10 protein-coding genes and 1 pseudogene are annotated in these 13,068 nt (G+C 38.0%); all 11 read left to right on the plus strand.

Translation table 11 applies throughout. The annotated features are described in order from the left end of the window. The first annotated feature begins 35 nt into the window (after positions 1-35). The 11 genes and pseudogenes from infB to AK823_RS00455 all read left to right on the plus strand — a co-directional run bounded on the left by infB (position 36) and on the right by AK823_RS00455 (position 12,902). Positions 36-2,768: a translation initiation factor IF-2 gene (infB, locus tag AK823_RS00410; protein WP_068325367.1), complete on the plus strand. Its 2,733-nt coding sequence runs from the start codon at positions 36-38 to the stop codon at positions 2,766-2,768. A gap of 149 nt (positions 2,769-2,917) precedes the next feature. Further along, a complete protein-coding gene (locus tag AK823_RS00415; RefSeq protein WP_068033687.1) occupies positions 2,918-3,307 on the plus strand; it encodes a ribosome-binding factor A in 390 nt (129 codons plus the stop codon). 9 nt (positions 3,308-3,316) lie between these two features. Continuing rightward, a complete protein-coding gene (truB, locus tag AK823_RS00420) occupies positions 3,317-4,399 on the plus strand; it encodes a tRNA pseudouridine(55) synthase TruB (RefSeq protein WP_068325368.1) in 1,083 nt (360 codons plus the stop codon). Positions 4,400-4,729: 330 nt separating this feature from the next. Next, positions 4,730-5,254, plus strand: a complete 525-nt coding sequence (locus AK823_RS00425) for a type 1 glutamine amidotransferase domain-containing protein (protein ID WP_068325370.1) — start codon at positions 4,730-4,732, stop codon at positions 5,252-5,254. Positions 5,255-5,340: 86 nt separating this feature from the next. Next, positions 5,341-5,502, plus strand: coding sequence for a hypothetical protein (locus tag AK823_RS14110; protein WP_158510464.1), 162 nt, complete (start codon positions 5,341-5,343; stop codon positions 5,500-5,502). 110 nt (positions 5,503-5,612) lie between these two features. Next, positions 5,613-5,798, plus strand: a complete 186-nt coding sequence (locus AK823_RS00430) for a hypothetical protein (RefSeq protein ID WP_068325374.1) — start codon at positions 5,613-5,615, stop codon at positions 5,796-5,798. 403 nt (positions 5,799-6,201) lie between these two features. Continuing rightward, the gene (gene rpsO / locus AK823_RS00435; RefSeq protein ID WP_068033696.1) at positions 6,202-6,468 is read left to right on the plus strand and encodes a 30S ribosomal protein S15; all 267 of its coding nucleotides are present in this window, start codon (positions 6,202-6,204) and stop codon (positions 6,466-6,468) included. Between the two features lie 630 nt (positions 6,469-7,098). Continuing rightward, positions 7,099-9,213 carry a polyribonucleotide nucleotidyltransferase gene (gene pnp / locus AK823_RS00440; protein ID WP_068330002.1) on the plus strand — a complete coding sequence of 705 codons (2,115 nt, stop codon included), beginning with the start codon at positions 7,099-7,101 and terminating at the stop codon, positions 9,211-9,213. A 974-nt stretch (positions 9,214-10,187) separates the two neighbouring features. Beyond that, a complete protein-coding gene (locus AK823_RS00445) occupies positions 10,188-11,213 on the plus strand; it encodes a hypothetical protein (protein WP_068325375.1) in 1,026 nt (341 codons plus the stop codon). A 392-nt stretch (positions 11,214-11,605) separates the two neighbouring features. Beyond that, positions 11,606-11,995 (plus strand): annotated as a pseudogene (locus AK823_RS14005) (S1 RNA-binding domain-containing protein); the annotation flags it as partial. Between the two features lie 361 nt (positions 11,996-12,356). Next, the gene (locus tag AK823_RS00455) at positions 12,357-12,902 is read left to right on the plus strand and encodes a hypothetical protein (RefSeq protein WP_068325379.1); all 546 of its coding nucleotides are present in this window, start codon (positions 12,357-12,359) and stop codon (positions 12,900-12,902) included. The last annotated feature ends 166 nt before the right edge of the window (positions 12,903-13,068 follow it).

The raw sequence follows: 13,068 nt of genomic DNA on the forward strand, positions 1-13,068 counted from the left end.
ACATATAGCAAATAATAGACAGTAGGTGATAATAAATGGCAGATAAGACCGTCAAAGAACTGGCAGAAATGGTAGGCAAAACCGCTAGTGCTGTACAACAGCAACTACAGGATGCTGGGCTACCTGCTCGCGGGGAGGATGACTCAGTCACCGAACTTGAGCAAGAGAAGTTGGTGACGTATTTAAAACAAAGTCATGGTCAGCAAGAGAAGCGCCGTATTAGCCTTAAATCTAAGACGACCAGTACCGCGCGTGTGACTGGCTCTTCAGGTAAATCCAAGAGCGTCAATGTTGAAGTACGTAAAAAGAAAGTATTTGATAAGCCGGATCCGGAAAAGATAGCGGAAGAATTAGCTGCGCGTGAACAAGCGATGATTGAATCGCAAGCGCGTGCTGCTAAAGAAGCTGAAGAACGTTCTGCAACTAAGAAAAAGTCAGAAGAGCGTCAAGCAGCAACCTTAGCTGCTATGCGTGCAAGTCTTGGCTCAAGCAAAAGCTCAAGTGGTAAAAACGAAGAGATTTCTACCTCTTCAGTCGTAGTTAAGAAAGGCGGCAAAACTACCGTTGAAGTTAAGCCTAAAGAAAAAGAGAAAGAAAAGAAAAAAATTGCTGCTACTAAGCCAAAAGTTGAAACCGCAGCTGAGCGCAAGGTTCGTGAAGTACGTGAGAAAGAAGAAGAACGTCTACGTCAAATTGAGACTGAAACTCGTCGCGTACAAGCTGAAGAGGCTCAAAAACGTACACTTGAGCAAATGCGCAAAATGGCTGGTAAATACACGGATCAGCCTGCTGCCGAAGTTCGTAAGGACGAGCCATTGGCTGAAGGTTTGGTAGGCGATGCATTAGAAGAGTCGTTTGAAAAAGAGCGTCGTGAAATCAAGCGTGGTGCAAGCAGCACTGGCGCTCGTGGCCGTCGTCGCAAAAACCAAGATGAACGTGAGTTTAAGAACCGTAAGAACGGTTTGAGATCAACGCAAGCTGCACAACATAAATTCGAGAAACCTCTCGACAAAATTATTTACGATGTTGAGATTAGTGAGCAGATTTCTGTAGCAGATCTCGCCCAGCGTATGGCTGTTAAAGCTCGTGAAGTTACTAAATTGCTGATGAAAATGGGCGAAATGGCTCGTGAAACAGATACTATTGATCAAGCGACCGCTAGTTTAATTGTTGAGGAAATGGGTCACAACCCAGTACCAGTCAGTGATACCAAAGTTGAAGACGATCTTCATCATGCGGTTGATGAGCGCAGCAGTAACGTACAAACGCGTCCACCAGTCGTTACTATTATGGGTCACGTTGATCATGGTAAAACTTCATTACTTGATAAGATTCGTGAAACGAAAGTTGCAACGGGCGAGGCAGGTGGTATCACCCAGCATATCGGTGCTTATCATGTAAAAACTGAGCGCGGTGTTATTACTTTCCTTGATACTCCAGGTCACGCAGCCTTTAGTGCGATGCGTTCACGTGGTGCTCAAGCGACTGATATCGTAGTATTGGTTGTCGCAGCCGATGATGGCATGATGCCACAAACTGAAGAGGCGATTGATCATGCTCGTGCAGCGGGTACTCCTCTAATCGTTGCTATTAATAAAATGGATAAGCCAGGCGCTGATCCTGATCGTGTATTAAACGAATTAACTGCAAAAGAAGTAGTCTCAGAAGAGTGGGGCGGCGATACGCCAATGGCGCGTATCTCAGCTAAAACTGGTGAAGGCATTGACGAGCTTTTAGAATATATCAGTTTACAAGCTGAATTAATGGAGTTAGAAGCCCCATTAGACGGTGCTGCACAAGGTGTGGTAATTGAGTCAAGACTTGATAAAGGTCGTGGCCCTGTTGTAAGTGTCCTAGTTAAGAAAGGTATGCTTAAACAAGGTGACTTAGTTCTAGCTGGTGAGTACTATGGTAAAGTTCGTGCAATGACTGATGAGCATGGTCAACGCGTTCAGTCAGCTGGTCCTTCTATTCCTGTTGAAATCTTGGGATTACCTGAGACACCAGCAGCTGGTAGCGAATTCCTAGTCGTGACAGATGAGAAAAAAGCACGTGAAGTTGCTGATTTTAGAACCAATCGTGAGCGTGAGCGTCAACTGGAACGTCAGAATGCCATGCGCTTAGAAAGCATGTTCGATCAGATGGAACAAGGCGATGTGTCATTCTTGAATATCGTATTAAAAACAGATGTTCGTGGTTCGCTTGAAGCGTTACTTTCTGCACTGAATGAATTATCAACTGACGAAGTTAAAGTCAGAGTGATTAGTTCAGGTGTTGGTCCAATTTCTGAGTCTGATGTTACTCTTGCAGAGTCTAGTGAAGCCGTACTATTAGGTTTCAACGTCCGTGCTGATGCAACCGCACGCCGTAAAGCAGACGCTGCCAACATGGATATTCGTTATTACAGTGTCATCTATGGTTTGATTGATGATGTAAAAGCGGCGATGAGTGGTCTACTTGCTCCTGAACATCGTGAGAAAATCCTTGGTATCGCTGACGTTCGTGAAGTGTTCCGCTCTAGTAAGTTTGGTGCAGCTGCCGGTTGTATGGTCGTTGAAGGGACTATCTATCGTAATAAGCCTATCCGCGTATTACGTGATGATAAGGTTATCTTTACTGGACAATTGCAATCATTACGTCGTTATAAAGAAGACGTTAATGAAGTGCGTACCGGAATGGAATGTGGTCTAGCGGTTCGCGGCTATGATGTTGAAGCTGGCGATAAGATCGAAGTTTTCGAAATCCAACAGTTTGAACGTACGATTTAAGCATATTGTGCTTTTATCTAGCAAAGCTTAGATTATCGAGATAATGATGTACTTAGGCCTAACAGGTCCAACCTGGTAGGCCTTTTTTATCGTATATTTCTGCTATTGAACACTATTACTAAATTATTATTAAAAAACAGGGTAATAATATGAACCAACGTTTACAACGCTTAGCAGACCAAATTCAACGCGAGATTGCAGTACTTATTCGTGATGAGGTCAATGATCCGCGTCTTACTGGTTTTGTGACTATCTCTAGCGTCAAGGTAAGTCCAGATCTAGGTTATGCCGATGTCTATGTTACCATCATGGAGCCTGAGCTAAATGATGCTATGAACAAGACTAACCACGAGCAAAGCATACAAGTTTTGAATAAAGCAGCTGGCTTTTTGCGTACTGAGCTTAGTCATAGTTTAAAAACGCGCACTACACCGCGCTTACGCTTTCACTATGATGAAGTGACTGCTCGTGGTAACTATATGATGGATCTAATCAATCAGGCCGTCACCAAAACAGAGCAAAATGAAGCAGACGAGTAATTTTCTATTATGTCCAAACGAGCTGATAAGCAACTTAATAAGATAAGAATATCAGGAGTTATCTTAATTGATAAGCCCACTGGTATGACCTCACAGCAAGTAGTGTCAAAGGTGAAATATCTATTTAAGTCACCTGTGTATGACAGCAAAAAAGCAGGTCATACAGGTACACTTGATCCGATGGCGACTGGTTTATTACCTATTTGTTTAGGCGAAGCAACTAAATTTAGCCATTATCAATTGGATGCTGATAAGTCTTATCAAGCGACTATTTTTCTTGGTAGCCAGACAGATACTGGTGATGCAGATGGACAAATAATTGCCCAAGCTGCTATACCAAAATTTAGTGAGAGTTTATTAAAAGAGCTTGGACAGCAATTTTTGGGTGCACAGCAACAAATTCCACCAATGTATTCCGCTCTGAAAAAAGATGGTAAAAAGCTTTATGAGTATGCGCGTGCTGGTATAGAAATCGAGCGTGCGCCTAGAGATATAGTCATTAAGGCTATTGATTTATTAAGATTAGATGAACAGCAGGTTCAACTAACGATTACATGTTCTAAAGGCACTTATGTACGTGTTCTAGGCGAAGATATCGCTAAAGCATTAGGTACGTTAGGTCATTTAACCGCATTACGTCGCTTACAAGTAGGCGATTTTTTGATCGATAATGCAATGACCTTGTCACAGTTAGAAGAGCTCGAATTACCTCAAAGATTGTCACAACTGTTATCTGTAGATGCCTGTGTAAAGATTGAGCCTGAATTAATACTAACAACTGAACAGTGCGAACGTGTGAGGTTAGGTCAGCGACTCAACGTATTTGACCAACTGGTAGGTACATTGAATGATTATATTACTGAGGCCGTCGAACAAAACTTAGCTAGTAGCAAGCTAGCTAATGATAAAGATGATAATGTCCTAAAAGATAATCATACTGACAATACCGTGAATCAAAGTGCTGAAGAATCAGTACTGATGCACGAAATACCTGTAGATGTACGTCTTGTTGACGAACAAGGACAGTTTATTGGGTTAGGTGCCGTAAGTCTGAACGGTCGACTACAACCTAAAAAGATTGTTCATTTATAAGATATTTTTATTATAAGTAACCTATTATACTGTTGTTCACCAATCCCTCTTACTAATTACTAGCGCATTACATTAATCACATATCGTCACATTTTATTGCAGGCTTCACCTATGGTGAAGCCTGTTTTTTTTATACACTGTTTAAGTCAGCTAGGAAAAGCAGAATAAACAGATCTAATTAGAATACTTAATAATAAAAAGATTAATAACAAAAACACCGAATTATAAGTACTAATACTTAATAGTGAATCATACGAATAATAAGTTAATAAAAACTAATAAGTTAATAAAAACTCTAGAAAATTACATTTCGAACATATAAGGTAGATTATGAAAACGATTGCTTTCTTACTACATAATAATTTTGAACAAGCAGAGTACGAAGACGTAAATAACCAATTAAAAGAAAAAGGTTATAAGACAGTCCTTATTACTACTAACAAAGAGAAAGAAGTTCAAGGGATGAATGAGGATGTAAATAAAGGCGATACGTTTACCGCTGATATTTTCGCAAAAGATGCCAAAGTTGCTGATTATGATGCTTTAGTATTGCCAGGTGGTACTGTGAATGCAGATACCATACGTGGCAACAAAGAAGCACACGATATAGTCAATGCGGTTAATGATGCAGACAAACCATTAGCAGTTATTTGTCATGCTCCTTGGGTTCTTATTAATACCGGTATCGCTAAAGGTAAAACTCTTACCGCTTATCATTCGCTACAAACCGATTTAGAAAACGCTGGGGCGACCTTTGTAGACAAAATAGTCCAAGTAGATGGTAATTTGATTACTTCACGTAATCCAGATGATATCAACAATTTCGTTGAAGCTATTGACAAAGCATTATCTTAATAAATTTCATCATTCTATGAATAATGAGATAGCAACTTTCATTTAACTTACTTATAACCACAACAACACTAACCGAGGAAAATATTATGGCAAACCCTAATCCAAACGACACCAAACTTGAGCAAGAACGTTCTGAGTCAGCAACTGCAGCACTTAAGAGCCAAACTGAAAATAATCATACAGAAGATTCTGAAGCCGCAGCAGATCGTATTGCTGACAACTTAGAAAATGCTAAGAAAGATAAGTAAAGTTTATTGAGTAGAATTCAGTAGATTATTTACATAGAGTATCTCTAAGACGGATATTAGCTAGATACTAGCTAATATCCGTTGTTACCTAGAGAATAAAAGGAGATTTTATGGATAAGTCAAAAAAAGATATGGATAAGCAAGAACTAGAAATAGAAAAACTAGTAGAAGATATCAATCCTAATCAAGATGTAACTCCAGACAGCTTAGCTGAAGCAACAACGGTACCACTTGATGACGATGCCCTTGGTGGCAATGCTACTGAAGACGATATTAAGAAAAACACAAATAAGTAAGTACCTTATTTATTATATGAATTTTATTATATGAATCGTTTATCTATGCAGTATTAATCTAATATTGTTTACCTAAAACTGTTGAAACTAACACGGAAAATTGCTGTTAGTTCAGCAGTTTTTTGTTATAATTGCTGTCACATTTAAATTAGGCCTTAAATAAGGCAATATGCTTAATTTACTGCTGTATGCAGGTGATTGAATTAAGTGTTATTTTGCATTAATTTGACCTAGTTTTTAAGTAATCGTTACAACAGACTGAGCTTATCGTACACTAGGTCAACTCTAGTAATGCAGGGTTGTCCTGAATGACGTATAAGCTACCTTATTTACTATTCTATTGTTCTTAAGAATACTTAAACCTGAGTATATCTTGGAACTTTTAGCATTGCCGGAGATATTTATGCTAACTAATACCGATCGTGAACAAATCATTGCTCAATACCAACGTGGCGAAAACGATACTGGCTCCCCAGAAGTTCAAGTAGCTTTGTTAAGTGCTCGTATCAATGATTTACAGAACCATTTTAAAGAGCACAAAGGTGATCATCATAGCCGTCGCGGTCTTATCCGTATGGTTAATACGCGTCGTAAATTGCTTGATTACTTAAAAGGCAAAGATCTTGGTCGCTATACCACAGTTATCAAACAGTTAGGTTTACGTCGTTAATTCAACGACTATTGTATAGATAGTAGCCAAGTGAGAAGATATTGCCAATTTGCAATATAACTTTGAGAACTACTTTAGAAGTCTTGAGAAAAATGACTTGCTGTTATCAATATAATATATAGGTAAAACAAAAACGGTGTGGAATAGCTTCACGCCGTTTTTTTATGGGTATTGAATAAAGGCTGGACGGTATAAATGCTAGTTAGCTTAACTTTTAACCAGAAAAACACTCAGTTTTGTATTTAATTGGTCAATGCCTATAAATCACTGTAAAATAGTGCACTGTGCATTTCCATAGCTATATCAAAACTTATAGCATTTATTCTGTAGCTGCCCTATGACTAGAGTTAGGTTATATCAGGTACCTTGTATAAATTGACGAGCACAAAATTGGTGCAAGACTTTATTACAACTCGTAAAGATAAGCGGCTATAGAAACCAAATTTGAATAATTAAAAAGATGCAGCAGTACTCTTGATAAATGTATGACCAATAGCAAGGTTTGCAAATAATATTTATCAGTATCTGTAATTACACAATAGAACTCTTAACGACCGATGTTAGATTGCTCAAGCAATTGATATCGTTTTCGTCATTCAACATTAGGAAAAATATATGACAAATCCGACAATGTTTAATACTATTAAACGTGAATTCCAATATGGCGACCAAAAAGTCGTCCTTGAAACTGGCCGTGTTGCTCGCCAAGCTAATTCTATTATGGTCCATATGGGCGGCGTTTCAGTGTTGGTGGCAGCAGTAGTAAAATCTGATGCCAAAGAAGGCCAAAACTTCTTTCCATTGACTGTAAACTATCAAGAAAAAATGTATGCTGCGGGTAAAATCCCAGGTGCATATGGCAAACGTGAAGGACGCGCCAGTGAGTTTGAAACGTTAACGTCGCGTTTAATTGACCGTCCGATTCGTCCGCTATTCCCTGAAGGCTACGTTAACGAAATTCAAATCACTGCTACTGTTGTTTCATCAGATAAGACTCAGTCTGCAGATATCGCAGCACTAATCGGTGCCTCAGCAGCACTGGCTATCTCTGACGCGCCATTCAATGGCCCTGTTGCTGCCGCACGTGTTGGCTTTATCAATGGTGAATACGTACTAAACCCAACGCTTGAACAACTTAAAGAAAGTGACCTTGATTTAGTTGTAGCTGGTACAAAGTCTGCCGTATTGATGGTTGAATCTGAAGCGGCAGAGCTTTCAGAAGATCAGATGCTAGGCGCGGTACTATACGGTCATCAGCAACAGCAAATTGTTATTGATAACATTGCTTCAATGGCAGAAGAAGTTGGTACTGCTAAGCAGCAATATGCTGCCCCTAAACGTGATCAAGCGCTTGAAAGCAGCATGAAAGAGCAGTTCGGCGAGCAAGTTGCTGATGCTTATACCATTACTGATAAGCAAGAGCGTTACACTAAGCTTGATGAGATTAAGCAATCAATTATCGATGCGCTTGCTGGTGATGCTGAGTCAGAAAATTATGCTGATACGGTATCTGAGCTAAAAGAAATCTATAACGACCTTAAATATCGTACTGTTCGTGACAATATCTTGTCAGGCAAGCCGCGTATTGATGGTCGTGATCTTGAGACTGTTCGTGCTCTTGATGTACAAGTGGGCGTGTTGCCATTTACTCATGGTTCAGCACTATTTACTCGCGGTGAAACTCAAGCATTAGTAACGACAACGCTTGGTAACAGCCGTGACGTCAATATGATTGACTCATTAGCGGGTACTATCCGTGATCATTTCATGCTGCATTACAACTTTCCGCATTTCTCAGTAGGTGAGACTGGCCGTGAAGGGATTCCTAAACGTCGTGAAATCGGTCATGGTCGTCTAGCACGTCGCGGTGTACAAGCGATGCTACCAGACAGCGAACGCTTCCCGTATGTTATCCGCGTAGTATCGGAAATCACTGAGTCAAATGGTTCATCTTCTATGGCCTCTGTTTGCGGTGCAAGCTTGGCATTGATGGATGCAGGCGTACCAATCAAAGCACCAGTTGCTGGTATTGCGATGGGTCTGGTTAAAGAAGGCGAGCGCTTTGCTGTACTCTCGGATATCCTAGGTGATGAAGATCATCTTGGCGATATGGACTTTAAAGTCGCTGGTTCTAAAGACGGTATCACAGCCTTACAGATGGATATCAAAATCGAAGGTATTACTCCAGATATCATGGAGCAGGCGTTAAAACAAGCTCATGCAGGTCGTATTCATATCCTAGACGCGATGAATAAAGTATTGCCAGAGAGCCGTACTGAGATCAACGCTCACGCACCTAACTATGCGGTTATCGAAATCAATCCTGATAAGATTCGTGACGTAATTGGTAAAGGCGGCGCGATGATTCGTCAGCTAACCGAAGAGACTGGCGCGGTTATCGATATTGATGATGGTGGCACGATTCGTATCTTTGGCGAAAACAAAGCCGCAACCAAAGCTGCTATCGGTAAAATCGAAGCATTAACGGCTGAAGTTGAAGTGGGTAAAACTTACGAAGGTACAGTCGCTCGTATCGTTGACTTTGGCGCATTCGTCAACGTCTTGCCAAATACTGATGGCCTAGTACATATCTCACAAATCGCAGAAGAGCGCGTAGAGAATGTATCAGACTATCTAAAAGAAGGTCAGATTGTTAAAGTATTCGTTCAAGATGTCGATAACCGTGGTCGCATTAAGTTGACTATGAAAGGTATTGAGCAGGGTACAACGACAACTGCTGAATAAGTAGTTTAGTTTGATGTAAAAGAACCGCTCTGAACTGTTAGTAATAGCAGTCAGGGCGGTTTTTTTTATCTCTTTAATGTTACTAAATGGTTAATCATTAATTTTATCAAATGCATTTGGTTACCTGATTAGGATATTAACCTTTGGCTGTGCGCTATATATAGCAATAGATCTAGCTATTGAAATAATGACAATGTACTTTGAAGTCCACCTGTAGTAATATTTTCGAGGGTAGATTGAGTCTTCTTTAATTTGCCATCAGCATCGTTATAAGAGTAATTAGGGGTTTTTTTTGGTTGAATCATAAGTTTTGATTCCAAAATTGTATTATTTTTTATCTAAGTAATAAATAAGTGTTTTTTTAACTTTTAGTCTTATATTCGGATTACAACATACTGTTTGATTCTATCTATATAGTGTTTTATAGTTAGATAGATTATTCGTAATATTAGGATGTGTGTTGATTATCAATTTTTTTGTAGTATCTTCCGCTATTCCTTTAAAATATTTTTAATAACATCAAGGTGTTACTGTTTCTATTTTTGAGTATGGACTTCATAATGGCCGTTAAACCGTTAAACCGTTAAACCGTTAAACCGTTAAACCGTTAAACCGTTAAACCGTTAAACCGTTAAACCGTTAAACCGTTAAACCGTTAAACCGTTAAACCGTTAAACCGTTAAACCGTTAAACCGTTAGCTAAAGCTATCAAGCTTCAGTATTCAAAATGTACCGCATTATGTAAAAGCAATTTACCTTTTGGTGTCTATTTAAGATGTACTTAATTTTACGATATACAATTAATTCGGATATTACATCAATCATGTCACACCTATAATTTTGCTCCATTGGTGTGGTATTAATTGTGCTATTAATTTAATTTTGTGTTTTAATGACTTCTCTTTTAAGAAAAGCAGAATCTATTAACTCCGTTTTTTTGAAATATTCAATGATTTTTTTTAAGGAAAATATAAATGAAAGTAGCTATTCATCATAGACCAGGGAGTTTTTCCGATCGTTGGATTAAATATTGCGAAAATGAAAATATTGATTATAAGCTAGTTAATGCTTTTGATACTGATATTATAGAACAACTAAAAGGTTATGATGTTTTCATGTGGCATCATCATCATTCACAAATCAAAGATGTTCTCGCTGCTAAAAATATCCTTTTTGCTATAGAACATTCAGGATTAAGGGTTTTTCCTGATTTTAAAACAAGTTGGCATTTTGATAATAAGGTCGCTCAAAAGTATCTTCTTGAAGCTGCTGGTATACCAATAGTTCCTAGCTATATTTTTTATGATAAAAAACAAGCGAAGAAATGGGCAAAGAATACTAGCTATCCCAAAGTTTTCAAACTAACTCGAGGTGCAGGATCTAGTAATGTTAAGTTGGCTAGAACAAAATCGGACGCAGTTAAGTTTATAAACAAGTCTTTTGGAAAGGGATTCCCTCAGCTAGATAGGGTTGGGTATTTAAAAGAAGCGCTTAGAAAGAGTGGAAAAGATACAGTAAGTATAGATTCGTTAACAAATGTTTTAAAAGGTGTTACAAGACTTGTTTTTAATAGTGAGTTTGCTAAAAAACAAAGTCCTGAACGTGATTATGCTTATTTCCAAGACTTTATAGAGAATAAAGGGTTTGATGTTAGAGTTGTCGTTATTGATAATAAAGCAGTAGCTTTAAAGAGAATGGTTAGAGAGAATGATTTTAGAGCATCAGGAAGCGGAAATTTGGTTTTTGATAACGACAAAATTGATAAAAGGTATATAGAGTTAGCTTTTAACGTTTCTGATAAACTTAAAACTCAGTCATTAGCCATTGACCTTATTCACGGTATAGACGATGAAATTAGAGTTGTAGAAATAAGTTATGGCTTTCCTATGTTGAATTTTCTTGAACGCTCTACAGGGTATTGGGATAAAGATATAAATTGGCATGAGAGCGATTTAAACCTCCAAAATTGGATAATTGAAGGGCTTTTAAGAGATAAATAAACGTATTTTTACTCATATATTAATTCAGGTGAGTCTCTCATAGTGGGGTCAGCATAGATTAATTTGTAATTGGCTCCTGTGTTAAGCGTTAATTATTAAGTTATAGCCCAAGTACTTTATAGGTTCGCTTGTCTAAAAGTATATCAGTATGATTAGGATGTACATAAATGAAATCAGTAATCCATATCGCTTAATACTATTTGTAGACCATTAATGAAAAGACAGGAAGGAGATAGTTGAGCCTAACTTATCAGGTGATGGTCTACGAGTAGTATTTATTGGATTCAAAAATTTATTTATTGAAGTGATGGAATAGCCACAACTCAACTTTGTAGAGCACAATAAGCTATATTTGAATTTGATTTGAGCTTAATGGGTCTGGTTAAAGAAGACAAGCACTGAAGCAAGCTGATGCCGGTCGTATCAATATCTTAGATGCAATGAATAAAGTATTGCCTGAGAGCCATACTGAAATCAATGCGCATGCACTTAACTATGCTCTCATTGAGATCAACCCTGACAAAATCCGTGACGTCATCAGTAAAATCTATGAAGGTACAGTCGCTCGTATCTTTGATTTTGGTGCATTCGTCAACGTCTTGCCAAATATGGATGGTCTTGTGCATATCTCACAAATCGCAGAAGAGCGCGTAGAGAATGTATGAGACTATCTAAAAGAAGGTCAGATTGTTAAGGTATTCGTTCAAGACGTTGATAACCGTGGTCGCATTAAGTTGACTATGAAAGGCATTGAGCAGGGTACAACGACAACTGCTGAATAAATAGTTTATTGCTCGATATAAAAAACCGCTTTGATTTAGGTCAGGGCGGTTTTTTTTGTACTTATTTTTGGATAATGATTGGAAGGTCATTGTGGTTTATAGTGTTGGGTGTCGCAATTTTTACCCAAAAATAAATATGAATTTGAGTATTTTCATATCAAATTAAAGGCAAATCTAAGGTCTTTAGGCTCTCTATCAATAAAGTAGTTACATAAATCTGAGTATCGTCTCACTGTGTTCTATGATATACAGGTTTATGAACAGCGTTGAGGAAACCCCGAATCCAGAATAAAGATTTGCAAAAGTGGTAATGTTTAGAGCAAACGACGTAAACTATATTATTTAACTTGGAGTGATATTAATGGCTACTGCTATTTATGAAGATCTTTCAGCAGCCTATAATCTAGAAAATATGAAAGCGTTAATGGGTACGAAAGATTTATTAGGGGCAATTTTAAGAATACATTTTATTCTTGAAGCATTCTTAGATATATGGTGCAATAAGATTACAAACTGCGAAGATTTTTTTGATTTGAAGAGATTTACATCGTTTGATACTAAGCTTGAAATCTCTAAAAAACTGGGGCTGCCATCTGAATTAGCGATAGTTTTTAAGCTGTTTAATAAAATAAGGAATAAGTTCGCTTATAGACCAAATTATGTTATTTGCAGTAATGATTTAGATAGTATTTATCAAGCTATAAATCAAATAAATACCAATGATGATAAGAATTCAAAATTTTCAATGATAGCTTTTAATGGTCGCGAGATTCGTTGGGATACGCCTGACGCCCCCATTATTGATAGCTTACTACTCAACTACTTTGCACTTAGCCAGAAGGTTAATGATGTATTTGCCAATGAATTTTTAAAGAGAAATATTTCATTTTCTGTTCAAGTTCAGTAACTACTTAATACAATCAAGATAGATATATTTAACATTACTCTGAAAACTTTTTCAATTCAATCAAATTAGAGGTGCAAAAGCTCTTAGGTTGGGTGAATCTAGCGACACCCAACCCATTCACTGGTTTTTTATCCACATAAGACCTGTTTTGTTGACTCTGATAGAA

The organism is Psychrobacter sp. P2G3, assembly GCF_001593285.1.
Classification (GTDB): domain Bacteria; phylum Pseudomonadota; class Gammaproteobacteria; order Pseudomonadales; family Moraxellaceae; genus Psychrobacter.

What these genes read in the sequence shown, in the direction of transcription:
- AK823_RS14110 (WP_158510464.1), top strand. Translation starts at nt 5,341, where the DNA reads ATGGCAAACCCTAATCCAAACGACACCAAACTTGAGCAAGAACGTTCT.
- AK823_RS00455 (WP_068325379.1), top strand. Translation starts at nt 12,357, where the DNA reads ATGGCTACTGCTATTTATGAAGATCTTTCAGCAGCCTATAATCTAGAA.
- AK823_RS00425 (WP_068325370.1), top strand. Translation starts at nt 4,730, where the DNA reads ATGAAAACGATTGCTTTCTTACTACATAATAATTTTGAACAAGCAGAG.
- AK823_RS00415 (WP_068033687.1), top strand. Translation starts at nt 2,918, where the DNA reads ATGAACCAACGTTTACAACGCTTAGCAGACCAAATTCAACGCGAGATT.
- AK823_RS00430 (WP_068325374.1), top strand. Translation starts at nt 5,613, where the DNA reads ATGGATAAGTCAAAAAAAGATATGGATAAGCAAGAACTAGAAATAGAA.
- AK823_RS00445 (WP_068325375.1), top strand. Translation starts at nt 10,188, where the DNA reads ATGAAAGTAGCTATTCATCATAGACCAGGGAGTTTTTCCGATCGTTGG.
- truB (WP_068325368.1), top strand. Translation starts at nt 3,317, where the DNA reads ATGTCCAAACGAGCTGATAAGCAACTTAATAAGATAAGAATATCAGGA.
- pnp (WP_068330002.1), top strand. Translation starts at nt 7,099, where the DNA reads ATGTTTAATACTATTAAACGTGAATTCCAATATGGCGACCAAAAAGTC.
- infB (WP_068325367.1), top strand. Translation starts at nt 36, where the DNA reads ATGGCAGATAAGACCGTCAAAGAACTGGCAGAAATGGTAGGCAAAACC.
- rpsO (WP_068033696.1), top strand. Translation starts at nt 6,202, where the DNA reads ATGCTAACTAATACCGATCGTGAACAAATCATTGCTCAATACCAACGT.